This is a genomic window from Methylophilus flavus, assembly GCF_042678905.1.
Taxonomy (GTDB): domain Bacteria; phylum Pseudomonadota; class Gammaproteobacteria; order Burkholderiales; family Methylophilaceae; genus Methylophilus; species Methylophilus flavus.
This window is the reverse complement of record NZ_JBHTLN010000001.1, coordinates 468,068-493,256: the sequence shown is the minus strand read 5'-3', so window position 1 is coordinate 493,256 and position 25,189 is coordinate 468,068. Positions and strand designations below refer to the sequence as shown.

The window sequence follows — 25,189 nt, the reverse complement described above, 5'->3', positions numbered from 1 at the left end:
TTTACATACAATTCCAAAGGTAGCCTGTGAAATCAGGGACAGGACTAATTGCTTAAAGCATACAACATATTCAAGCGACTGTACTTCTCACTGAGACTTTTTATAATACTTTTTAGTGTGAAATTGCTTGGCATTTCCAAGTCGATTCATAAATGCAATGATGAGATTAATATTTTCTGGTGTAGAATCAAACTAAACAAAATAATAATAAGCTCATCAGATTTATAAATGAGTACAAAAACTATAAGGGGTGGTGGCCTTATGCCATCTTGTATTGACCAACTGCCCGAGATCGCCTCATGAAATATGATCATAGTGAGATAGAAAAATCTTTAACTCACCTTGAAATTGCCGGAATTCGCATACTAGACACCTCATCCAAAACGCTGGCTGATGTCTTATATCAACGCCATCAGCATTCGCTCAAGTCGATACTGTTTTTTGCCAATAGTAATTTTATTGTGAATGGGCAAGCGTTGTTTCAAACATCCTCGTCAGATTTAGCAAATGTATTAATTGCCAACGATGGTGTGGCATTGAATATTGCGTCCAGATTACTGCACGGTAAAAGTTTTAGTGACAATTTGAATGGCACTGATTTTTCACCATACTTTTTGAAACACTCTCCGGACAAATTAAAGATATTCCTTTTAGGGGCCAAGCCGGAAGTAGTGGTTAAAGCACAGGAATATCTTTCTATCCATTTTCCCAATCATGTCGTTGTCGGGATTAAAGACGGTTATTTTGATCATCGCCAAAGCATGTCTGTTGTTGATGCCATTAATTCTGCGCAAGCAGATATATTGTTTGTCGCCATGGGAAACCCCGTGCAGGAGAAATGGATCCTTGATCATCAAGATGTAATAAACGCAAGCTATATATTCGCGGTTGGTGCTTTGTTTGATTTTTGGTCTGGCAATAAAATCCGGGCTCCCAAGATGGTGCAAAAGTTGCGTTTGGAATGGTTATTCCGATTATGCCAAGAGCCAAAGCGACTGATTAAGAGGTATAGCGTGGATATATTAAGATTTTTGTATATCAGTATTAAATATACAAAAAGAACATAAATCGATGAAGGTTTTGTATTTAAGAAATAAGGAGTTCTTGTGAAGATTGCAATTGCAGGTACTGGATATGTTGGTTTGTCGCTAGCTGTCTTATTGGCCCAGAAAAATGAAGTGGTCGCGCTGGATATTGTGCCAGAAAAAGTAGAGTTATTGAATCAGAAAAAGTCTCCAATCGTTGATCATGAAATTGAAGATTTTTTAGCTAACAAGCCACTAAATCTTAAAGCTACCACTGATAAAAACGAAGCGTATCAGAATGCTGAATTTGTAGTGATTGCAACGCCCACTGATTACGATGCAGAAACGAATTACTTCAATACCAAATCTGTTGAAGCGGTGATCAAAGATGTCATGGCGATTAATCCTGATGCCGTGATGATCATTAAATCGACAATTCCAGTAGGCTATACTGAAAAAATCCGCACGGAACTTAACTGCCAAAACCTGATATTTTCCCCTGAGTTTTTACGCGAAGGTAAAGCGCTCTACGATAACCTTTATCCATCACGTATTGTGGTTGGTGAGGTATCGGACCGGGCGAAAAAATTTGCCAATCTGCTTAAAGATAACTGTTTAAAACCCGATGTGCCCGTGCTGTTGACAGATAGCTCAGAGGCCGAAGCAATCAAACTTTTTGCAAATACCTTCCTCGCAATGCGCGTGGCCTACTTTAACGAACTGGATACCTATGCCGAGTCACACGGATTGAATACGCGCCAGATCATCGAAGGTGTATGTATGGATCCTCGCATTGGCAATCATTACAACAACCCGTCATTTGGCTATGGCGGTTATTGCCTGCCTAAAGACACTAAGCAGTTGCTTGCGAACTACTCGAAAGTACCTCAGAACCTTATTAATGCGATTGTGGACGCTAACACCACGCGCAAAGACTTTGTGGCCATGAGCGTCATCAAGAAAAATCCAAAAGTGGTCGGTATTTTCCGTCTGATTATGAAAGCCGGCTCAGATAACTTCAGGGCTTCTTCAATCCAGGGCATCATGAAGCGAATAAAAGCTCGAGGGATTGAAGTTATTGTCTATGAGCCGGTATTGCAGGAATCAGAATTTTTCAACTCCAAGGTTGTGAATGATATTGAACAGTTCAAAAAGATGTCCGATGTCATTATTGCAAATAGACAAAGTAACGAGTTAGCTGATGTAGCGGATAAAATTTATACGCGAGACTTGTTTGGTAGTGACTAAATGTGTGAATCAAATATCTCACTTCACTGTATAAGATAGTTTTGTAAGTTCAATAACTTTATCTAGTAACAAAAGACAATTATGAGTAAAAACTCTTTCCTAAATATCTTTAAAGCAATCTTATTCAAAATACCAGGTCTTCATAAGAGTTTAAAGAATTTAAAAAAAGCAGTTGGTGATGCTGCATTGAAAACTAGATTCATAAATTTCAAGAGAGATATTGTCGAGGACTGGAAGTATATAAATTGGGATAGGAAAGGTGTTGATTACTGGAAATTAAGTTCTGAATTGATCTTTTACTATCACAAACTTGAAAAGGGCTTGTGTTTGCCACCTGAGAATAGACGGTGGTTCGGATTACAACCTGCTGAAAAGACCCTGGAGCTTTTAAACGAATGGGATAAATTTAATCTACCTAAAACTGCACCAGTTTATCAAGCAGCTTGTGGAGTACTTTCAGCTTATTGTCAATTTACTAAAAACATTTCTTCTAATGACCCTTCTGCAAAACTGATCGTTACAAAATTAGAACGCTATCTTCAGCAAGTTAGTTTTGACTCCCGGTTCATTACTCCGATTTTGCCGGACATTACGCCTGATAGCTCATTTGATATATTGCAGCAGTTATCTCAAAGTAGACGTAGCACAAGAAACTTCTCAAATAAAGTTGTTGATCTTGAATTGATTAGCAAAGCTGTGCATGTAGCACAACTAAGTCCATCTGCTTGCAATAGGCAGCCATGGAAACTACACATTTATGATAAGCGAGAAGACATTGACAACATGCTTGCTTTGCAAAATGGAAACAGGGGGTTTGGCCACAAAGTGCCTTTATTAGGGGTAATGTGTTGTGATTTAGGATCCTTTTTTGACTCTACGGAGAGATATGAGCCCCATTTAGATGGAGGACTATTTCTAATGACTTTCATTCTTGCATTACAGTCTCAGGGAATTGCATCTTGCTGTTTAAACTGGTGCGTTAATCCAGATAGAGACATAGCTGCACACCGTGTTGGCAATATCGCTTCAAATGAAAGAATTTTAACGTTTTTAGCAATAGGATATTCTGAGGAAGCCACACTGGTACCCTTGTCTGCGCGCAGACCTTTAACCGATGTTTTAATCAAGCATTGATTAAACACATGCTTGATAAGCAAAAATCTGTTTGTTTTGAGTGGTTTTATGAATAATGATCAAAAGGTAACTAGCAATGAATCAATCAAAGGTGCTGTAAAACATGGTGTGCTTTGGTCAGTCATTCAAAACTGGGGTGGAAGATTAATCACATTCATCACTTCAATTATCCTTGCCAGGCTACTGGGGCCTGAAGAGTATGGGATCATTGGGATTGCATTTCTTATACTTACGTTTATTCCTATGATTGCTGATTTTGGATTTGGCGTTGCAATCATACAGAAAAAGAATCTTTCTGATGAAGACTTAAATCTGCCTTTTTACATTTCATTATTTTTGGGTTTTTGTCTTTTACTTATTCTTTTTTTATTTTCGAGTTTCATAGAGCATTCTCTTAAAGCACCAGGGCTATCAATATATCTTTACGCTATAGCAGTGATCACAATTATTACGATACCTGCTTCATTCCAAGAGGCACTATATGTAAGAAATGCACTTTTTCGTGAACTAGCTTACAGACGATTAGTGATTGATTTTGGTGCAGGTGTTATTGCTGTGATCTTGGCATTTAATGGATTCGGTGTCTGGTCATTGATCATTCAAGCTGCGATTTCAGCGGCATTAGGTTTTATTTGGTTGTGGACAAAACCTCAGTGGCTCCCAACTTTCAATATAAGTACAAAATCTTTTAATGGCTTATTGAAAGTCGGAATGCCAGTTTTTTTAGAAAGAATTCGAGAGTTTCTATCTAATAAAATTATTGATTTTTTGATTGTCACAGCACTAGGTTTAGCTGCATATGGTATTTTTGTTGTCGCTAATCGGCTTTACACCATATTGATGCAACTTCTTCATGGTGCTATTTTTAATGTTTTATTGACCTCAATTTCAAAGATTGCAGATGATCTTGTACGCCTGAGATCAATCTACATAAAAACAATTGGCTTTTCATCTACAGTTACATCTCCATTTTTTGTTCTTCTGGCTGCAATTTCTCCGGAAATTATGGACGTTTTATTTGGAAAGAAATGGATTGGTATAGACACTGTTTCTGTGCCTTTGATGTTGCTTGGAGCAGTACATACAATACAATATGTAAATGGAGCTTTTTTAACTTCAATTGCTAAGTCTGGGTTAACCCTTTTCGTTGGTGTTGTAAAAACCTTTTCCACTGTTCTCATTTTATATTTCTTTGGGAGTAATGATCTTGTTCAACTGACTTGGCTCTTTGTATTGAGTCAACTGGTAGTAACACCTTTGTCTTTCTATGTTGTATGGAGTCAAATAAGATTTCCAATTAAGGATTTTTTAAAATTGACTTTGGAGACCACAATTGGAAGTGCCTTGGCTTATTTCACAATCACTTATTTGAGAGACGTGGTGTCTGTCTTTATCTCAACTAGTTTCTTAAAAGGGTTAATCCTAGCGCTAGTTTTTGCCATAGTTCATTTAGTTTATATATTGATAGTCAATCCAAAAAGGATTGATTTGATTTATGAGTTTGTAAAGGATAAAAAGAGAAAATGATCCAACTGTTAATCATTGAGCTAGGTAGCTAGTATGAAAAAAACATTAAAAAAAATATACCATGCGATAAAACATAAATTCAGATTAACTCAAGCCATTCGCAATTGGCAACAGGCTAAACTTGAGCTGGTGTCGAATCAGGTTAAACGATCTATGACAGAAGCTAGTGCAGCTTCGGCAAAGAAAGTTCTAATTTATCCTAGTGATTTGAGTACGATCATTGGTGCTTTGGGTGATGATGCCATGATCTCAGCATCGCTTGATCAGCTCAAAAAAACACATCCGGATCTTGAGGTATACATGTTATGTAAACCAACATCAAAAGACGTTGTGGAAAGTTTGGGATACAAATCTGTCGCTTTTCCAAGCCTGGATTTAGATGCTCATCCAATGTTTTTTAAAAGTTTGTACGAGAGCCTATCCATTGACTATTTGGTTGTTTTAGGTGCAGATATTATGGATGGTTATTATGGCTTAACCCATCCAGCATCAGCTTTGATTGCTGCAGATCTAGCCGCAGCTAATGGTATAAAACCAATCGTTTTAGGGTTCAGCTTTAATAAAGCACCTAATAAAGATTTAGCTAATTTCTACAAACGGTTAGATCAAAGATTGATATTGAATGTCAGAGATGATATTTCGCTGGGAAGGATACGGGACTTTACAACTGCAAATTCTGAGCTTGTGGCTGATGTAGCCTTTTGCCTTATTCCAACAACCGTCCCACCTGATGTGAAAAAGTGGATTGAAGAACAGAAAAATAATGGCAATCAGATCGTTGGATTCAATGTTCACCCGATGCTACTAAAGTCTGCATCAGAAGAGAACATACAAAATATTGTTGAATCGGCTGTTTATAGTATAAAAAATCTATCAGAGAATTTAAAAGTAAGTTTTTTACTACTTCCACATGATTACCGTGGAAAAAATGGCGATGCCATTTGCCTGCAGCCTATTTACGAACGTTTAAAAAATGATAGCAAAATAAATGCTTTTTTCCTTGAAGGTAAGCATAGAGCATCAGTTCTTAAAGCGATTGCAGGGATGCTTGATGGGGTAGTGACCGGGCGAATGCATCTGGCAATTGCAAGTTTAGGAATGGAAACTCCAACGATGTGTATTACTTACCAAGATAAATTTGAAGGGTTGTACCGGCATTTCTCATTACCTAATAAATTATTGCTTTCTCCACAAACTATGATGGATAAAGACACGTTTACTAAAGAGTTAACAGATTTTGTGAGCGAATTATCGACCTTAAAATCAATTGTCAGTTCAAAAGCGCCAACTGTCAGATCTCTTTCTGAAAAGAATTTTATTAATCTTTAAATTACCTTGATAATGAATTTATTGGTGACGAATTGAAAAAAGTACTTATTGCTAGCCCTGTTGTATGCTCGCCTGCATATTCAGGAAATTCCGTGCGCATCAAGCAATTTGTAAATGCGTTACACGAAAAAGGGATTGAAGTTTACTTCGTTTTATTTTCTATACGTGAAATTGCGGATAGAAAACAGGCCAATCATATGGAGTCAGAATTTGGAGAGAAATTTTACTTCTTGAATGAAGGCCATAAGATAAAGGGAACATTGATTAACCGGGCTTTAAACTACTTTAAAAGGCTAGGTCTGAACAAAACAAAATTTGGTCAGGATACAGTCTTACCATGGAGCATATTTACAAACGAAACTTTAAATGAATTTAGTAATATTGTTGACCTAGTGAAGCCCGATCTTGTTATTGGTGAATATGCACTTTCAGCACCATTAATAAAATACCTGAATGGCAAATATCCTACAGCTATCGATACACATGATTGTTTCACATTACGAAATAAGAAAATAAGGCAATCTAAAGGTGTCGGCCTTTGGTGGTCTCTTTCAGAAAAACAAGAGCGAGATTTGCTCTCGTGCTTCGATACTGTTATCGCTATTCAAGAAAGTGAAAAAGTTTTTTTTACAAAGCTTCTGGATAAAAAGGTTACTAAAGTTACCAAAATAGATGTGCTTGAATTACCTGGTGAATGGGGTAGCAAAGTTGAGCAAAGCATTCCTGCAATAGGGTTTATAGGTTCCAACAATGCTCATAATCGCGAGGGTTTGGCTAAATTTATTAATTTACATTGGCTTCATATCTTAAAGAAAATACCAAATGCAAAACTTCTTATTGCTGGCGATGTAGAAGTAGAAACTTCTTTATCAGGAGTAACAGTGTTAGGTCGCGTTGATTCTTTATATCTTGATTTTTATTCAAAATGTAGCATAACGGTAAATCCATGTGGAAGCGGTAGCGGGTTAAAAATTAAAACCATAGAATCTATGTCTTACGGTGTCCCAATCATAACGACAAAAGAAGGATTGTCCGGTATAGAGCAAGCGATTGGAGAGGGTGCATATTGCTGTGACCTAGATCAAGATGAATTCTTTTTAACTTGCCTAGATGTTCTTGCTTCAAAAAACCTGCCTTCAGAAGGCGTCAAAGCTAGGAAATTTATAGAGTTATGCAAAGCAGAGTCAATGAACAAAATTGAAGAGTTGTTTTGATCAATGCAAATCTTTACTTTAGTTGGTAATTTTGGAGACTTTGTTGAGTAACATAAAAATCCTATTCGCTCCTGACTTTGACCAAAATCAATATATCGAAAATATTTACAATATCATTAAAAGTATTGATTCTGTAGAGCTGACGAAGGTTAAACACATCGTCCCAGGGTTCATAACGTCCGGAGTAAATCATTATGATGTAAGCATAGTGCACTGGCTGGAAAACTGGCTGGTGAATGATGTAAATGACAAGCGTCTTACTTTACGCTCCAGCATGAGATTTTTATTAAGGCTTTTTGTACTTAAGATAATCTCAAAAAAATTGATTTATGTTAGACATAATGTATATCCGCATTCACTTAATGGCCGGGATGCAAAAATTGCCGAATGGCTAACAGACTTGGCCTGTAAGATATCTGATGTGTGCGTTGTTCATTCTGGACATCTAGGTAAAAACTATACATATATTCCTCATCCGCTCTATAAATTTGAGAATCAAACTGATGTCAATGAAGCGGATAAGATAAAAAGATTTGTGGTGTTTGGCCGGATTGTTGAATATAAAGCAATAGATAAGCTGCTAAATGCTTGGTCAGATGTTCCATTATTGATTGCTGGCTCGGTAGGCTCAAAACCTTATGCTGAGCAATTAATAACCATTAAGGCAAACAGACACTTAACCAATGTAGATATTGACGCAAGATTTCTATCAAATGAAGAAGCGCAATCTATTGTTTCGAATTCAAGAGGTCTTGTTCTAGCCCACTGTGAAGACGATATGATTGTGAGCGGTAGCTTTTTCTTTGCGGCAAGTCTGGGTGTACCGGTTTATGCAGTTAAAACCCCATTTTTAAGCTGGTTGAAATCAGAGTCTAATTATAAAGGACTACATATCTACGATAACCTGCCTGAAATGGTAACTGCACTCGGCTCTGGTAAGCTAGAGGAATCAGACGTTAGTCAGGTTTCGCTGGAAGCAAAAAACTTATTTGGTGACCAGATCATTAAACAGGCATTTGAGAAAATCTTATTGCACTCGTGATAATTAGAGTATTAGAAAGTTTTGAAAATATGTAATGGCGCTGGCATTGCCAGCTGAAAAATCAATTGACAGGATATTGTTTAAATTCATGCGTATTTTAGTGGTTGGCGGGGCCGGATATATTGGCTCTCATATGGTAAAAATGTTGTTAGATGCTGGTCATGAAGTGATCACATTGGACAATTTATCCAGCGGTCATCGTGATGCTGTTTTGGGTGGTACTTTTATTGAAGGTGATCTTGCCGACACAGCATGCCTTAATCAAGTTTTCGACAGCTATCAGCCTGAAGCAGTGATGCACTTTGCTTCATATATCCAAGTGGGTGAATCTGTACGCAAGCCGGATATTTATTACCGTAATAATGTGACCAACACGCTGAATTTATTAGATACTATGCTTGAGTTTGGTGTGAAGAAATTTATTTTCTCCTCTACCGCCGCTGTGTTTGGTGAACCGGATTATGTGCCTATTGACGAAGCACATCCTAACCGTCCTTTGAACCCATATGGCCGTTCAAAATGGATGATTGAACAAGTGCTGGCAGATTATGACAAAGCATTCGATTTTCGCTCTGTGTGCTTACGCTACTTCAATGCTGCCGGCGCAGATCCTGAAGGTAGATTAGGCGAGCGTCATGATCCGGAAACACACTTGATTCCTTTGATATTGCAAGCAGCTTCCGGACGGCGTGAAAACATACAGGTGTTTGGCAGGGACTATGACACGCCAGATGGTACCTGTATAAGAGATTATATCCATATAGTGGATTTGTGTTCTGCACACCTTGCTGCTCTCGAATACCTTAATAAAGGTGGCAGCAGTGACCGCTTCAATCTTGGTAATGGATCAGGATTTTCCGTGCAGGAAGTGATCGATGCCGTAGAAAAGGTATCGGGTAAGCATGTGACTGTCATAAACGGCCCTAGACGTGAAGGTGACCCGGCTAGGCTAGTTGCAGATGCCTCTCGCGCTAAACACGTACTGGCGTGGCATCCTGAATATACATCGCTTGAAACCATAGTGCGCCATGCATGGCAATGGGAAAGCAAGCAGATAAATTAACGAATTCAAAATGTAGGCATAAGGTTGATAAAGATGAAAATTGTTCCAGTGATACTTTCCGGTGGCTCGGGTACGCGTTTGTGGCCACTTTCTCGCGCTGTACTTCCAAAGCAGTTGTTACCTTTAGTGACTGAAAATACCATGTTGCAGGAAACACTGTTGCGGCTTTCGAGCTGGGCTGAGGTTTCTGCTCCTGTCGTAGTATGCGGCAACGACCATAGATTCCTGGTGGCTGAGCAGTTACGGCTGATCAACCTGAGCCCCGAAGCGATTCTGCTCGAACCCGTAGCACGTAATACGGCGCCAGCCATTGCGGCGGCGGCGATTGCACTGCAGGATAAGGATGTATTGATGCTGGTATTGCCTGCGGATCATGTGATCACTGATGTAACCGCTTTTGAGGCCGCCGTACGACGAGCCAGTGTGGCAGCAGAGCAGGGGAAACTGGTGACATTCGGCATCGAACCAACACATCCTGAAACCGGATACGGTTACATCCAGTCCGATAATGCCTCTAAGTTTGCAGACAATTGTTATGAAGTGGCTCGTTTTGTAGAAAAGCCGAATGCGGAAACCGCGCAAGAGTACATGGATGCCGGTAATTTTTACTGGAATAGCGGCATGTTCTTGTTTAAACCAGCCGTGTTTCTATCAGAGTTAAAGCAGTATGCACCTGCAATCGTTGACTCAGTCTCCAAAGCTGTCGCGCAAAGTTATAAAGATCTGGATTTCGTGCGTTTGCATGAGGCTTCTTTTGCCGAGTCACCTTCGGATTCGATTGACTATGCGGTGATGGAAAAAACCAAACTGGCAGCAGTAGTTCCAGCCAGTATGGGTTGGAATGATGTTGGCTCATGGACAGCCTTGAAAGAAGTGCAAACGCAGGATGCCAATGGCAATGCAGTACGTGGCGATGTCTATCTCAAAGATGTAAACAATACTCTGGTTCGTGCCGAAAATCGTTTCGTAGCTGCCGTTGGCGTCAAGGATTTGCTGATTGTGGAAACCAGTGATGCGGTTCTTGTGGCACATCGCGATTGTGCGCAGGATGTAAAAAATATTGTTGATCACTTAAAAGCCAGCGGTCGCTCAGAACATAAAATGCATCCACGTGTATATCGTCCGTGGGGCTGGTACGAAGGCATTGATATAGGCGAGCGTTTCCAGGTGAAGCGTATTATGGTGAAACCTGGCGAAAGGCTTTCTCTGCAAATGCATCATCATCGCGCCGAGCACTGGGTGGTCGTCAGTGGCTCCGCGATGATCACGATTGATGATGTAACCAAGCTGTATACCGAAAACGAATCTACATACATCCCAATCGGTTCCACACATCGTTTGGAGAACCCCGGTAAATTGCCGTTGCATTTGATTGAAGTGCAATCAGGCAGCTATCTTGGCGAGGACGACATCGTGCGTTACGAAGATACCTATGGCCGTAGTTAAGGTTGCCGATATGCAGGTATTACAAACTGTAATGCAGCAGAGCGGGGTGGCATTTGGTACCAGTGGCGCACGTGGCCTGGTAGCTGCCATGACAGATGAAGTTTGTGCTGCTTACACACAAGCTTTTGTAAAAACAGTTCAAGGTTCGTTTGCCTTTAAACAGGTAGCCATTGCTGTAGATTTAAGACCAAGCAGCCCGCGCATTGCCGAAGCATGCGCAAAAATGTTGCGTCAGCTTGGGCTGGACGTGATTTTTTGTGGTGCGATCCCCACGCCTGCCTTGGCCTTATTCGCTCAAACACGCAGTATTCCGGGGATTATGGTCACCGGTAGTCATATCCCTTTTGACCGCAATGGCCTCAAATTCTATCGCCCGGATGGTGAAATCACTAAGTCTGATGAATCCTCTATGTTGGCAAGTGAACTTCAGACATTGTATGAAACTGTGACAACGTTGCCTGAAGAAAATCCCCAAGCCAAAGCCGAGTACATCCAGCGGTATAAGGATTTATTAGGTGAACAAGCTCTGACAGGGTTAAAGCTGGCCATCTACCAGCATTCAAGTGTGGCGCGTGATGTGTTGCATAGCCTGTTGAGCGACCTGGGCGCTGAAGTCGTCTGCCTGGAACGGTCAGACATCTTTGTGCCGATTGATACTGAAGCAGTGTCGGCAGAAGATACGCAGCGCGGCCTTGATTGGGCAGCGCAATATCAGGTAGATGCGATTATTTCTACCGATGGTGATGGCGACCGGCCATTAATCAGTGATGAACAAGGCAACTGGTTGCGTGGCGATATTGTGGGTCTATTAACAGCGAAGGCTTTACAAATCACACATTTAGCTGTGCCCGTTAGCTGTAATACCGCAATTGAAGCCAGTGGCTTTTTCCAGAAAGTAGCACGTACCCGCATTGGGTCACCATTTGTGATTGCAGGTATGCAAGCATTGCAAAAAGAGGGTGCAGCCAGTGTGGCAGGGTTTGAGGCGAATGGTGGATTTTTGTTAGGTAGCCATATACCTCAGGCCCCTTCATTACAACCATTACCCACACGCGATGCAGTATTGCCTGTCGTGACCTTGCTAGCGCAGGTGAAAGCGCAAGGCAAGCCCTTATCACAATTAGTGGCTGCCTTGCCGCAGCGCTTTACCGCCAGTGACCGCCTGCAGGATTTCCCTACTGAGAAGAGCAAGGCTCTGCTCTCGAACTGGACTGAGCAACCTGCAGACATGTTGCAATCCCTGCAGCTTGCAGAGCCGTTGTCGCATATAGACAGTACTGATGGCTTGAGGGCCACTCTGCAATCTGGCAGTGTGGTGCATTTACGGCCGTCCGGCAATGCACCTGAGTTCAGGTGTTATGTTGAAGAAACCAGTCAATTAGCGGCGCAATCATTGCTGGCCAACGTCATGGCGCAGCTTAAACAGTTTGCATAATCCAGGTTTTCAAATCTGATCAGGTTGACGGTTAATATCCATACTAAAATTGTCGTCATCGCAAAAACGTTCTAATATGCCTTTTGGTATCTGAACACTTAAAAAAGGTTATTGATTACATGATTTTTGTTACTGGGGGCGCCGGGTTTATCGGCAGCAATTTTGTATTGGACTGGCTGGCGCAATCCGATGAGCCTGTGGTGAATCTGGATAAGCTTACTTACGCAGGCAACCTGGATAACCTGACATCGCTTAACAATGATCAACGCCATATTTTTGTCAAAGGCGATATTGGCGACTTTGAATTAGTCAGAAGATTACTCGCTGAATATCAACCGAGAGCGGTATTGAATTTTGCTGCTGAGTCACATGTAGACCGCTCTATCCATGGGCCGGAAGACTTCATTCAAACCAATGTGGTCGGCACTTTCCATTTACTGGAGGCGGTACGTGCCTACTGGGCTGGGCTGGAAGGGGATGCAAAAGCTGACTTCAGGTTTTTGCATGTCTCCACTGATGAAGTGTATGGGTCTCTAGAAAAGAGTAATCCGCCTTTTAACGAAAAGAACCGTTACGAGCCTAATAGCCCATACTCTGCTTCCAAAGCGGCTTCTGACCATCTGGTACGTGCTTATCATCATACCTATGGCCTGCCGGTACTGACGACTAATTGCTCAAATAATTATGGCCCATACCACTTTCCCGAGAAATTAATCCCGCTGGTGATTCACAATGCATTAAATGGAAAACCACTGCCAATATATGGTGATGGACAACAGATCCGCGACTGGCTGTTTGTGAAAGATCACTGTACGGCTATCCGCCGTGTGTTGTCTGCCGGGCAGTTGGGTGAAACCTATAATGTAGGCGGCTGGAACGAGAAACCGAATATTGAGGTGGTGAATACCATTTGCACCATATTGGATGAGCTGAAGCCACGTGCCGATGGCCTGTCTTTCAACACGCAGATTACCTATGTCAAAGACCGCCCCGGACATGACAGGCGTTATGCGATTGATGCTACCCGTCTTGAAAAAGAGCTGGGTTGGAAACCGGCTGAAACGTTTGAAACCGGTATCCGTAAAACAGTGCAGTGGTACCTGGATAATCCTTCCTGGGTAGAAAACATTACCAGCGGCCAGTACCGGCAATGGGTAGAAAAGCAGTATCAATGAGGCTATTACTGACAGGTTGTAACGGCCAGGTAGGCTTTGAATTGCAACGCAGCCTGGCACCGCTGGCGGAAGTGATTGCAGTCGACAGATCTGACTGTGATTTAGCAGATGCATCCGCCTTGCGCGCACTTATTCAAGCGCTTAAGCCAGATGGCATTATCAATCCCGCGGCTTACACAGCGGTGGATAAAGCTGAATCAGACGCCGCATTGGCAAAGAAAATCAATGTCGATGCGCCGCGCATTATGGGGGAAGAGGCTTCTAAATCTGGCGCATTCGTTTTTCATTATTCCACTGACTATGTATTTGAAGGTGTGGGCGAGCAATTCTACAAAGAGGCGGATGAGACAAATCCGCAAAATGTTTACGGCCAAACCAAAATGGATGGCGAACAGGCGCTGTTGACCGCTTGTGCTCAAAGCTTGATTATAAGGACCAGTTGGGTCGTCGGTGCACATGGCGGTAATTTCGCAAAAACCATGTTAAAGCTGGCCAGCGAGCGTGAAACGCTGAGCGTGGTTGCTGATCAGTTTGGCGCACCGACCTCAGCTGCGCTGCTGGCGGATGTGACAGCGCAATTGGTCGGGCGTATCAAACATCAAGGCGATAAAAAATTCCCTTATGGTTTGTATCATGTCGTGGCTGCTGGTGTGACTAACTGGCACGAATATGCCCGATTTGTCATAGAAGAAGCGATCAAAGCAGGTAGACCGATGAAAGTATCGCCTGAAATGGTTAAATCGATCACTACTTCAGATTACCCGGTACCGGCTAAACGTCCGGCGAACTCCAGGCTTGATACGACATTGTTCCAGAACACTTTTGAGTTATGCCTTCCTCACTGGAAGGATGGCGTATCTCATGTGTTGCAGCAAATTTTATAGGGTGAATTATGGCGAAAAATAGAAAAGGTATTATTCTTGCAGGAGGCTCCGGTACGCGCCTGTATCCGGCCACGCAGGCGGTTTCCAAACAATTGATCCCTGTGTATGACAAACCCATGGTGTATTACCCGCTGACTACGTTGATGCTGTCAGGCGTTGAAGATATTCTGCTGATTTCAACGCCGCAAGATACACCCAGGTTTGAACAGTTACTAGGTGATGGTTCACAGTGGGGCATCAATATTCAATATGCGGTGCAGCCTACACCGGACGGCTTGGCACAGGCCTTTATTATTGGTGAATCATTCATCAATAACTCGCCAAGCGCACTAGTCCTTGGCGACAATATTTTTTATGGTCACGACCTGGCGACAACTTTGCAACAGGCTAATCACTCGGAAAGCGGCGCGACAGTATTCGCTTATCCAGTCAATGATCCCGAGCGTTACGGTGTGGTCGAATTCGACCAGCAGGGTAAAGCTATCAGCCTGGAAGAAAAGCCGGTCCAGCCAAAATCACGCTATGCAGTGACAGGTTTGTATTTTTACGATAACCAGGTCAGTGATATTGCGGCAAACTTGAAACCTTCACCAAGAGGCGAGTTGGAAATCACCGATGTCAACAAACATTATCTTGCCCAGCAACAACTGAATGTCGAGGTCATGGGCCGTGGCCACGCCTGGCTGGATACCGGCACACACGAATCTCTGCTGGAGGCATCGCTGTTTATTCAAACCATTGAAAATCGTCAGGGTCTGAAAATTGCCTGCCCGGAAGAAATTGCATTCCGCATGGGGTATATCAACGCTGAAGCGTTGTTAAAGCAAGCTGAGCTTTACAAGAAAAACAGCTATGGGCAGTATCTAATTCAGATTGTGAATGAGAAGGTATTTTAGTGATCGCGCATCAAACAACTATTCCTGATGTCCTGGTTTTTGAGCCCAAGGTATTTGGAGACGCCAGAGGCTTCTTCTATGAAAGTTTTAACGAAAATGTTTTTGCTGAAGCTACCGGGCTACGCCCAAGGTTTGTGCAGGACAACCACTCAAAATCCGCAAGAAATGTTTTGAGAGGTTTGCATTACCAGATACAACAACCACAAGGCAAGTTGGTGCGTGTCACGCAAGGTGCCGTATTCGATGTGGCTGTAGATCTGCGTTCAAATTCACCCACCTTTGGGCGATGGGTAGGCGAAATATTAAGTGACGAAAATAAAAAAATGCTATGGGTGCCAGAAGGATTTGCGCATGGCTTTGTAGTGCTGTCTGACACTGCTGAGTTTTTATACAAGACCACAGACTTTTATGCACCACAGCATGAGCGATGCATCGCCTGGAATGATCCCACCATCAAAATCGATTGGCCAATTCAAGAGATGCCTGCATTATCTTCAAAAGATTCGGCTGGGACAAGTTTTGTTGAAGCAGAAAAGTTCTAGCACATTTATCGTCAGAAATCGTTTTAATCAACGCTATTTAAATAATACTTTTTGCGTTTGACAAACGCTTCTATAAGTTGTAATAAAAAATTCACATAAGCCTCTTTTTTTTGTGTAAAATGCAAAGCGTAAAATTGCACGAAAGTGGTGCATAAGCACCAGTTAAAGTTTCAATTGCAGCAACCAGTTAATTAATACGCTTCTGTCAATCCTCAAATCCTATAAATTTTTAATGAAATCAATTGGTTATAGAGATTGATGAATCTGGAATGGTTTTTGCATTAATTAATAAAAAATAAAGTGATTAAAGCGACAATAAATGGAAGAATAGCCCGAACGGGTAATGTCGCTGTAAAAGAATTTAAGTTATCGTACTTATAAAAGAGGAAAGCCTAAAGTAATCACTTTAAAAGTGAACTGTTGCATTAATGCTACTAAGTTACAAGTGCATACAAGCGACAAGTCTTTAAATTTCCCTACTTATTAGGATGTCTCGGCTTTCCATGTAGTGTAATTAGTTATTGAGTTTAAGCTTTATGTATGTGAGCTTGCTTGCGTTAGTTAAGTACTACAGGTTTAATTTTTGTTTTAAAAATGTTGTTTATTATTTCTTCTATTAACTTACCTTAAGGATATATATGTTAAATATAAAAAAATCTTTAGCAGTCATGGCAATCGGGTCTGCAATGCTGTTGCCTATGACCTCTTCTGCTACAGTCACTAATTTCGGTGATATTACCAATTCTACAAGTGCAACTGGTAATTTCAGTACTATTGTCATTGGTGGTTTTGTATTTGATGGTGGCGACACTTTCAACTTCAGCCTGAATGCAGCTGACAAGTCTAATATTTCTATTGATCTGACCCAGTTGTTTGGTATCAATATTGGTAACTCTTATTTCAGCCTGAAACAAGGTGCTACTGAGATCAGCCAGATTGCACTTGATCCACTGATCCTGTTGAAAACTGAAAGCTACTCTTTTAACAGCCTGGTTAATGGTAACTATTCCTTGTCACTGATTCCTTCAAACATCCTTGCTTTGAATTTTGGTGGTACAGTAAGTATTACAGCTATACCAGTTCCAGAACCAGAAACTAATGCTTTGATGTTCCTGGGCTTGGGCATTATCGGTATGATCGCTCGCAGAAAATTCGTTTAAGTTTTTTCTAGCAATTAAAAAAGCCGGTTTGCATATGCATCCGGCTTTTTTGTTTTTAAGGGTATTTGTTTATTTAAAGTAATTGACGATTTGTTGGGCGGCCGTGAGAGTTTCCCTAGTGGGCGCTACCAATGCCATCCTGATAAATCCTTTTCCCGGATTGATGTTATGCGCTTCGCGGGCGAGGAATGAGCCAGGTAACACAGTGATATTCAATGCTTGGTAAAGTTCTCTAGCAATGACGGTGTCATCTTTTTGTGTGTTAATCCATAAGTAGAACGCCGCATCAGGAAACTCAGTTTCGGCCCATACTTGCTTGAGCAATGGCGTGACTGCATTAAACTTTTCACTATATAATTTTCGATTTTCAATCACATGTGCCTCATCATTCCAGGCCACAATGCTGGCTGCCTGCACCGCTGGATTCATGGCGCAGCCATGATAAGTGCGGTATAACGCAAATTTTTCAACAATGGCTGCATCACCTGCGACAAAGCCTGAGCGCATGCCTGGAACATTTGAACGTTTGGATAGGGAGCTAAACATCACCACGCGGCTAAAATCACGGCCTAACTTATGTGCCGCTTCCAAAGCTCCCACAGGCGGATTTGCTTCATCAAAGTAAATTTCTGAATAGCATTCATCCGATGCGATCACAAAACCGTATTGATCTGATAATTCAAACAGGGTTTTCCAGGCCTGTAGATCCATCACCTTGCCTGAAGGGTTACCTGGGCTACAGACAAACACCAATTGTGTACGCTTTAATATTTCCACCGGCACCAGCGCAAGGTCCATCACAAAATCATTTTCCGGTGTGGTATTGATAAAGTAGGGCATAGCACCGGCAAGGAAAGCGGCGCCTTCATAAATCTGGTAGAACGGGTTGGGCGAGATGACGACAGGCTGTTCAGACACGCTGGTGTCAATCACCGCTTGTGCAAAAGCAAACAAGGCTTCTCGGCTGCCATTGACTGGCAAGATGGCTTTATCGATATTGAGTGCAGGAATCTTATAGCGCCTCTGCAACCATTGATTAATGGCCTCGCGTAAGGCGGGCACACCGATTGTGGTAGGATAGCTGGCCAGCCCGGCCAGGTTTGCCCTTAATGCTTCGGTAATGATTTCTGGCGTCGCATGTTTGGGTTCGCCTATGGATAGATTGACAGGCGCAAAGTCAGGATTAGGTGTTAGCCCCTCAAACAAGTCACGCAAACGCTGAAAAGGGTAGGGCTGGAGTAAATTTAAATGTGGATTCATAGGGTTGTATTATAAGTGAGCCTTGCGCATAAACAAAAAGCCCATCAGCAAAAATATTTTGCCCTGGCAGCACTGATTTACGGCGCGATCAGCTGGGGACTCATCTGGTACCCATATCGATTACTGAATGACAATGGCCTCGCTGGCGTGCAATCCAGTGTGCTGAGTTATTGGCTGGCGCTACTGATAGGCGGGCTTTTATTCTGGCGACGTTACGCAGATATCGTAAAAGTCCCGGCATCGGCTTACTGGCTGAGCCTGGTCGCCGGCTGGACTAATCTGGCTTATGTGCTGGCGATTATTGATGGCGAAGTGATGCGGGTCATGCTGTTGTTTTACCTGTCGCCGCTATGGACATTATTGCTGGCAAGAATATGGCTGAATGAGCGTTGGCAGCGCCCGCAACTGATCGCTATTGCTCTATCCCTTATCGGGGCAGAACTTATGCTTACGGACGGCCAGTGGGGCTTGCCGTGGCCGCAATCCACTTCGGACTGGCTGGCCTTATCTGCGGGAATAGGTTTCTCGATCACCAATGTCATCACACGTTTTTCCACCCATCTTACCGTTGCGGCAAAATCCATGCTGGTCTGGCTGGGAGTGTTTTCTTTATCGGTGATCGTTCTGCTATGGCAGGAGGGACTTGCTGGTTTTGCCATCATAAGCTCGGTCAATATGCACGCAATGAGTTTGCTATTGCTTATCGCGCTGATGATCACTTCTGCGACCTTGCTGGTGCAATATGGCGTCACCAAAATTCCGGCTATCCAGGCTTCAGTGTTATTTATGTTTGAACTGATTGTCGCTGCGGTGGCAGCTTATTTTCTGGCCAATGAAACGATGTCGTTGATAGAGATGATAGGTGGTTTGTGTATTGTTGCAGCCGGATTATTGTCGGTTTGGTACAGCAACGAGTAAGGTGTTATTCCAGCAGCTGGCGATAAATCTGCTCAAGCTGGCGGCGAAATGTAAGCGGATCAAATAACACCTTAGCTTGTTTCTCCACTTTTGCTTTCAGGGCTGTTAAAGCGACCGGATCATTTGCCAGTGCAACGGCCTGCTTTTCCACCTGCGCCCAATCCTCATAAATACATTCGTCCAGGCCGATATGGTTTAAGAGACTGGCACTTACGCGTGCGGGAAATGTATCGCCTTTGACCGCTAACAAGGGGATGCCTTGCCACAATGCATCGCTGGCCGTTGTATGCGCATTGTAGGGGGTAGTATCCAGCATCAGGTCTGCATGCTCCTGCCTGGCGATATGCAGGTGGGCACTGGTACGTGGCGCAAATATCAGTCTGTCCGGATCTACTTTTGCAACCTGTGCAGTCTGTTTAAGATTGGATGTCGCCCATGGATTACACGCTTGTAACCACAACACGCTTTCCGGCACCTGCTGCAAAATCCGCATCCAGCAAGCAAATACTTCGGCGGTGATTTTAAAACTCTGGTTAAAGCTGCAAAATACAAATCCTTGTTCAGGCAAGCCGTGTTGGGCTCGCGTACCAGCCTCAGCCTGAGGGCGCTGTGCATTATTCGGCTGGTAACAAGGTAAAGCGACAGTTCGCTCGGAAAAATGACCTTGTTGCAGGGTTTCATCTACCAGGATGAAATCAAATAATGATTGCTCATTCACCTTACCCATACTGCCCGGGTATCCCAGCCAGTTGATATGACAGCGTGCCGGGCGATAAGCCGCCACACCGCTGCGGCTATTTTGTGTAAAGCCGGTCAGATCAATCAGGCAATCAATGTTGGCGGCGCGCATATGTGCGGCAACCTCTGCATCATTCAGGCTTGCAATCTCAATCCAATGGTCGGCTGCCGCGATAAAAGCTTCTCGCTCTATTGAGCTGTCATCTTTGGCCTGGCTATATAGGCTCACCTCAAACTGGTCTCTATCATGGGCGGCAATCACGTCCGTTACCAAATAAGCCAGCGGATGCTTGCGAAAATCTGAAGAGATATAAGCCAGCCTGATTTTCTGTCCTGGAAGTCGAGTAGCAGGCGATGCTAAGGGTTGGATGTGCCCGTAGTGCTGTTGCGCCCACAAACTCGCACATTGCAGTTGCTCTGCATCAGTAGTACCGGGCATAGCGAGAAAAGCAAACGGCGGGATTTGTGCTTGCAGCTGTTGCTTCAACGCCGTGCGCACTTCATCAACAGCCAGGTCCAAGCCTTGCCAGTCAGCCATATGCTGCTTCTGGTGTATCCAATGTACTTTGGCATGCAATAAGTCAGGGTTAAGTTTTAGTGCCTGCGCATAAGCGGCCACTGCCAGATCAAGCTGCCCGGTTTCCCTGTAGGCGTTACCCAAATTGTTACAGGTATCGGCATCAGCCGGATTGATGGTTAATGCCTGCTGGTAATGATGTATGGCTTCCCTGTTCAAACCCAGTTTGCGCAGGCTATTTGCCAGGTTGAAGTGCACATCGGCCTGCTGCGGGTCTTGCTGTAATGATTGCTTAAAGAAATCGGCTGCCAACGCTTCATCACCAAGCTGGCTGGCAGCATTACCCAGTTGCATTAAAATTTGCGGGTGCCCCGGGGCCAATTGCAATGCTTTGGAAAAGGAAAGCTGGGCTAGTTCAGCTTGCTTGAGCGCCAGGTAGCCACGGCCCAATTCATAATGCAATGCAGGATCCTGCGGCGTACGTGCTAATTGCTGCTGTAACTGTTTAATTTCTGGCGTCATGATGGCATAGGATCATTAAACGGATTCAACAGATGTTTCCATCCCAGTTGTTTGAACAGGTGACGCTGCGGATGCAAGCCTGTCCAGAAAGTGTCTTCTGTCAGCTGTGGCAAAGGCAGTTCAAAATCACCTAGTAATCGCCTTGCCAGCACAGCAGCGCAATAAGGCGCGGTCATCAGGCCTTTGCTACCATGCGCCACATGCACATATAGGCCTTTGGAGACTGGCAAGTCAGCAAACTCGGGTGACGCGCTGGCTGTTAGGGAAGATATTGGAAGCAATGGTCCGACATAAGGCAAATAATCCGGTGAGCCGCAGCGGCTTGCAGCCCGTGCATACGTCACTTCTGCCGTCTCTGCCTGGTCAAACTGCGGACTTAAGTTGCGTATCATATTCAAATTTGACTGATTGTCTTCTTCACGCAGGCTGGTATCGACGTCGCCTGCTGCAAACGTGGCGCCCATGGCATGCATGCCATCATGTACAGGTGTAAGGTAGCCTTCGCCACACAGAATCTTTTTCAGGGGCAGCAAGGCGGCTTGCGTTGCAACCATGCCCATCTGTCCGCGAACGGGGTTCAGCCACATGCCACTGTCGGGTAGCAACTTCCCGGCCTCTGCCGCATTCGCCACAATCACTGCATCAAATCCGGCATGGGTTTCTGTGGCTGTGCTTAACTGCCAGCTAGCCTCTTGTCGGGATAAAGCATGAATGTCTTGTTGCAGGTGCACATGAATATTTTTGTGTGCCAGCATCGCCTGGCAGGCCTCACTTGGATTTACCCAGGCAGCCTCAGCAAAATACAGGCAGTCTGAAGCCAATGGCACACCAGCCAATGTGGTGGCTTGTGTGGCATCTACCTGCGTTAGCAGCCCTAAATGATCATAACGTGCCGCCACTTTATGCACGCGCTTTTGTTCACGCGTATTGCCGCCTAATTGCAATAATCCGCAGGTTTTAAAGCCATCCGGATTTAATCCTAAATTGGCATAGTGCCGTAAGCTAAAACTGTAGCTGCGTAAGGCCAGTTGGTCATTCATCGGCTTTTCTGCGTTCAAGCGCGGATACAGCATGCCGCGGGGATTACCTGAAGCACCGTTGGCAATCTTGTCAGCACGCTCGAACACATGCACTTCGCAACCTAGCGAGGCCAAAAACCAGGCGCTACTGCTACCGGCAATGCCTGCGCCTATCACCGCCACTTTGGGAAGTGTCACTGGTTGCTTATTTGCTGTGGATTGCCATTGACCTGCGAGCATTTCACGTTTGGCACCATAGCCGGTTTTCTTTTCGACATGAAAGCCTGCTCCCTGTAAACCACGCCGCACAAAGCCAGCGCTGGTAAAGGTAGAAAAAGTGGTACCTGGGCGTGAGCATCTGGCCATACAATCAAACAAGGGTGATTGCCACATGTCAGGATTTTTGGATGGTGAAAAGCCATCCAGGAACCAGGCATCGGCCATGACATTCAGTTCAGGTAACACCTGTGCTGTATCTGCGATATGCAGGGTCAAACTTGTGGAAAATTCTGCTAGCTCTAATTGATTGATGCCTGGCTGCAATAATCGGTACTGCTTGCACAACGCCTGGCTAAACTCGGCCAACTCGGGAAAGTGGGTATGCGCCTGTTGCAGATCTTGCAGGGTAAAGGGCGCGATCTCGATGCTAAGGAAATGTAAATGGGCTGCAGCCGGCGCATATTGCCGCCATAGTTGCAGGGTCGCCAGAAAATTCAGGCCGCTGCCGAAACCGGTTTCAACAATGACAAAATGACTGGTTTTATCAACTGGAAGTGCCTGCCAGCGTCGTGGCAATTCGTTATGCTGCAGAAACACATGGCGGGTTTCAGCCAGGCCATGCTGTGGCTGATCCGGGCTGGCAGAAAAATAAACATCATCAAATTGAGTAGAGTATGGCAAACCATCGCGCCACTCCAACACTGCATGGGTAGTCATAGGCTGGCAATTTTATCATGCCCGCTGACTGCTGCGCGGCTACACCCGCTTAAGCTTACGGTAGCCAGGCTTAGCCAGCAGTAAATGCACATCGCCCAATGCGCATTCGGCAAAGCCTCCTTCACAATAGCTGAGATAGAAATCCCACATGCGGATAAAGGTGTCGCTATAGCCCAACTGCCTGACGGCATTGATATGGGTGAAGAAGTTTTCCCGCCACATGCGCAAGGTAGCGGCGTAATGCAGGCCGATATCCTGCAGATCCACCAGGCGCAAATCACTGGCTCGCGTCATGCTGGCCAGCATGGCGGTATTGGAGGGGATGTTCGAACCTGGAAAGATATAACGCTGAATAAAATCCACTGAACGAATAGCGCTTTCATAGCGTTGATCCATGATGGTAATTGCCTGTATCAGGGCCACGCCATCCGGTTTAAGCAAATGGCTGACTTTTTTGAAATAAGTGTCGTAATACTGGTGACCAACCGCTTCTATCATTTCAATCGAAACCAGCTTGTCATATTGTCCTTGCAAGTGGCGGTAATCTTGCTTCAGCAACACGATGTTATCCTGCAAGCCTTCCGCAGCGACCCGTTCCTTGGCCAGGAGAAACTGTTGCTCTGAGATAGTGGTGGTGGTGACATGGCAACCATAATGTTTGGCGGCATAGATAGCAAAACCGCCCCATCCAGTGCCTATTTCAATCACACGGTCTGTCGCAGAGAGCTGTAATTTCTCACAAATTACCTTTAGCTTGCGTTCAGAAGCGGCCTGCAAGCTGTGAGCATCAGCTTGGGCATCAAATATGGCGGATGAATACATCATGGTCGGGTCAAGAAACAGCTTGAACAAGTCGTTACCAAGGTCATAGTGAGAGGCGATATTTTTCTGGCTGCCTGCTTCACTATTGCTGTTTAACCAGTGGAGGATTTTGAGGAATGGTTTACTCAAATACTGGTAACCGCCTTCCAGCGTATCCATGACTGACTGGTTAAGCACCATCAGGCGCACCACATTGGTCAGGGAATCAGCCTGCCAGTAGCCCAGCATATAAGCTTCACCTGCGCCTATGCTGCCGCCAAACGCGATTTCGCCATAAAAGCGGGGATCATGCACGGTAATGGTTGCCTCAATCGCTGTACCGCTTGCGTGACCAAACTGGTGCCTTTCATCGCCATCAATCATGGTAAGGGAGCCAACCCGCAGCCCGGCAAGTCGTTGCAACACCTGAGACTTGGCCATGCTTGCTACCCATTTAGCACGGCTTTTTGACTTTAAAGGTTTGGTCAGGTTGTCTGGGGGCAGTATTTTTGAAGAAGGCATTGAGTTCATGATTCATCACCAAGCTTGGAAGGTTGTTTTGGGTGAGCGTGAAAAGGAATTCTTTTGAGCCATAACCGCAGGGCTTGCCAGTAAATGGCAGCGATGACTTTCAATGTCATCCAGGGGTAGCTAAAGAGCATGCGATTAAGAGTATTGGCCTGCCAGGGTTGCCGTTCCATCTTTAAGGTGGCAAAAAACATGGCCTGTTCCTGCCGCCAGTTTTGCATATGCACGCTGAGTGATTCGCCTGGGGTTGAGAACTGCCATTCATAATCAATATCCATAGGCATGAACGGGGAGACGTGGAAGTCCTTGTCGAGTTTGAATAACAGTGAGGTTGCCTGTTTGACCTCATGCACATAGGCGAATTGCTCTTTCCAGGGCGTATTGGTGATATGACTGACAATCGCCTGTAATTCGCCCTGCTTATCATGGCAATAATAAAAACTGACCGGGTTGAAGCATACGCCCCAGTAGCGGCAATGGGTCAGCAAACCTATTCGACCTAGTGGACGTTGGCCGGTGTGTGTTTCCACCAGGTCACGTACGCATTTATCCAGTGGCTGATCTGCTGGACCCAGGTAATCCTGTCGCTTGAAGTAAGCACAATTTGGTTTAAGATAAGACCATAACTTATTATTTTTAAATAAATAAGGCAGTTCTTCCAGATCGAGGTAAAGCATAAAAAGCTGGTAGAGAAAGCCATGCGTTTTCGGTTGCAGGCGTTGATGGCTGATCCAGCCTGTATAGATGGCGCTATGCAGTTTGTCGCTGGCCGGTTTTTCAGTTAACGATTTCTCACTGGGCAATGTTTCACCGGGTATCGAGGACATGCT

Annotated in this window: 21 protein-coding genes; 16 read left to right on the top strand and 5 right to left on the bottom strand. The window is 44.2% G+C overall.

The features are described 5' to 3' along the window. Positions 1-299: 299 nt before the first annotated feature. From ACFQ2T_RS02315 to ACFQ2T_RS02245, 15 genes are all read left to right on the top strand, one after another. Positions 300-1,067, top strand: coding sequence for a WecB/TagA/CpsF family glycosyltransferase (locus tag ACFQ2T_RS02315; protein WP_379029936.1), 768 nt, complete (start codon positions 300-302; stop codon positions 1,065-1,067). Positions 1,068-1,106: 39 nt separating this feature from the next. Beyond that, complete coding sequence (locus ACFQ2T_RS02310) at positions 1,107-2,273, top strand: nucleotide sugar dehydrogenase (RefSeq protein WP_379029933.1); 1,167 nt, start codon at positions 1,107-1,109, stop codon at positions 2,271-2,273. 81 nt (positions 2,274-2,354) lie between these two features. After that, positions 2,355-3,407, top strand: a complete 1,053-nt coding sequence (locus ACFQ2T_RS02305; protein WP_379029930.1) for a nitroreductase family protein — start codon at positions 2,355-2,357, stop codon at positions 3,405-3,407. A 48-nt stretch (positions 3,408-3,455) separates the two neighbouring features. Then, positions 3,456-4,934 (top strand): oligosaccharide flippase family protein, encoded by a 1,479-nt coding sequence (locus ACFQ2T_RS02300; RefSeq protein WP_379029927.1) that lies wholly within the window; start codon positions 3,456-3,458, stop codon positions 4,932-4,934. A gap of 33 nt (positions 4,935-4,967) precedes the next feature. Further along, entirely contained in the window at positions 4,968-6,263 is a 1,296-nt protein-coding gene (locus ACFQ2T_RS02295) for a polysaccharide pyruvyl transferase family protein (RefSeq protein WP_379029924.1), read from the top strand. A gap of 32 nt (positions 6,264-6,295) precedes the next feature. Next, positions 6,296-7,477 (top strand): glycosyltransferase, encoded by a 1,182-nt coding sequence (locus ACFQ2T_RS02290; protein ID WP_379029921.1) that lies wholly within the window; start codon positions 6,296-6,298, stop codon positions 7,475-7,477. Between the two features lie 43 nt (positions 7,478-7,520). Next, entirely contained in the window at positions 7,521-8,519 is a 999-nt protein-coding gene (locus ACFQ2T_RS02285) for a hypothetical protein (RefSeq protein WP_379029919.1), read from the top strand. An 88-nt stretch (positions 8,520-8,607) separates the two neighbouring features. Beyond that, complete coding sequence (galE, locus tag ACFQ2T_RS02280; RefSeq protein WP_379033869.1) at positions 8,608-9,582, top strand: UDP-glucose 4-epimerase GalE; 975 nt, start codon at positions 8,608-8,610, stop codon at positions 9,580-9,582. Between the two features lie 33 nt (positions 9,583-9,615). Then, positions 9,616-11,028, top strand: coding sequence for a mannose-1-phosphate guanylyltransferase/mannose-6-phosphate isomerase (locus tag ACFQ2T_RS02275; RefSeq protein ID WP_379029916.1), 1,413 nt, complete (start codon positions 9,616-9,618; stop codon positions 11,026-11,028). Beyond that, positions 11,015-12,463 (top strand): phosphomannomutase, encoded by a 1,449-nt coding sequence (locus ACFQ2T_RS02270; RefSeq protein WP_379029914.1) that lies wholly within the window; start codon positions 11,015-11,017, stop codon positions 12,461-12,463. The genes ACFQ2T_RS02275 and ACFQ2T_RS02270 overlap by 14 nt, the downstream gene beginning before the upstream one ends. A 119-nt stretch (positions 12,464-12,582) precedes the next feature. Continuing rightward, the gene (rfbB, locus tag ACFQ2T_RS02265; RefSeq protein ID WP_379029913.1) at positions 12,583-13,638 is read left to right on the top strand and encodes a dTDP-glucose 4,6-dehydratase; all 1,056 of its coding nucleotides are present in this window, start codon (positions 12,583-12,585) and stop codon (positions 13,636-13,638) included. Then, positions 13,635-14,522 (top strand): dTDP-4-dehydrorhamnose reductase, encoded by an 888-nt coding sequence (gene rfbD / locus ACFQ2T_RS02260; RefSeq protein WP_379029911.1) that lies wholly within the window; start codon positions 13,635-13,637, stop codon positions 14,520-14,522. The genes rfbB and rfbD overlap by 4 nt, the downstream gene beginning before the upstream one ends. 8 nt (positions 14,523-14,530) lie before the next feature. Further along, on the top strand, positions 14,531-15,418 hold the full coding sequence (gene rfbA, locus ACFQ2T_RS02255; RefSeq protein WP_379029908.1) for a glucose-1-phosphate thymidylyltransferase RfbA: 888 nt from the start codon (positions 14,531-14,533) through the stop codon (positions 15,416-15,418). Further along, positions 15,418-15,960 (top strand): dTDP-4-dehydrorhamnose 3,5-epimerase, encoded by a 543-nt coding sequence (gene rfbC / locus ACFQ2T_RS02250; RefSeq protein ID WP_379029906.1) that lies wholly within the window; start codon positions 15,418-15,420, stop codon positions 15,958-15,960. Before rfbA ends, rfbC begins: the two co-directional genes overlap by 1 nt. A gap of 638 nt (positions 15,961-16,598) precedes the next feature. Beyond that, positions 16,599-17,120 (top strand): FxDxF family PEP-CTERM protein, encoded by a 522-nt coding sequence (locus tag ACFQ2T_RS02245; RefSeq protein ID WP_379029904.1) that lies wholly within the window; start codon positions 16,599-16,601, stop codon positions 17,118-17,120. Positions 17,121-17,189: 69 nt separating this feature from the next. Here ACFQ2T_RS02245 and dapC read toward each other — a convergent pair whose 3' ends face one another. Beyond that, on the bottom strand, positions 17,190-18,380 hold the full coding sequence (gene dapC, locus ACFQ2T_RS02240; protein ID WP_379029901.1) for a succinyldiaminopimelate transaminase: 1,191 nt from the start codon (positions 18,378-18,380) through the stop codon (positions 17,190-17,192). 15 nt (positions 18,381-18,395) lie between these two features. Between dapC and ACFQ2T_RS02235 the strand changes: the two genes are divergently transcribed. Continuing rightward, positions 18,396-19,298, top strand: a complete 903-nt coding sequence (locus tag ACFQ2T_RS02235; RefSeq protein ID WP_379029899.1) for a DMT family transporter — start codon at positions 18,396-18,398, stop codon at positions 19,296-19,298. 4 nt (positions 19,299-19,302) lie between these two features. Here the strand turns inward: ACFQ2T_RS02235 and ACFQ2T_RS02230 are convergent, their stop codons facing one another. Genes ACFQ2T_RS02230 through ACFQ2T_RS02215 form a run of 4 tightly spaced genes read right to left on the bottom strand, consistent with a single transcriptional unit; the run spans position 19,303 to position 25,186 of the window. Beyond that, complete coding sequence (locus tag ACFQ2T_RS02230; protein ID WP_379029896.1) at positions 19,303-21,075, bottom strand: O-linked N-acetylglucosamine transferase, SPINDLY family protein; 1,773 nt, start codon at positions 21,073-21,075, stop codon at positions 19,303-19,305. Then, the gene (mnmC, locus tag ACFQ2T_RS02225; RefSeq protein ID WP_379029893.1) at positions 21,072-23,030 is read right to left on the bottom strand and encodes a bifunctional tRNA (5-methylaminomethyl-2-thiouridine)(34)-methyltransferase MnmD/FAD-dependent 5-carboxymethylaminomethyl-2-thiouridine(34) oxidoreductase MnmC; all 1,959 of its coding nucleotides are present in this window, start codon (positions 23,028-23,030) and stop codon (positions 21,072-21,074) included. Before mnmC ends, ACFQ2T_RS02230 begins: the two co-directional genes overlap by 4 nt. A gap of 39 nt (positions 23,031-23,069) precedes the next feature. After that, entirely contained in the window at positions 23,070-24,362 is a 1,293-nt protein-coding gene (locus ACFQ2T_RS02220) for a class I SAM-dependent methyltransferase (RefSeq protein WP_379029890.1), read from the bottom strand. Continuing rightward, entirely contained in the window at positions 24,359-25,186 is an 828-nt protein-coding gene (locus tag ACFQ2T_RS02215) for a DUF1365 domain-containing protein (protein WP_379029887.1), read from the bottom strand. The genes ACFQ2T_RS02220 and ACFQ2T_RS02215 overlap by 4 nt, the downstream gene beginning before the upstream one ends. Positions 25,187-25,189: the final 3 nt, after the last annotated feature.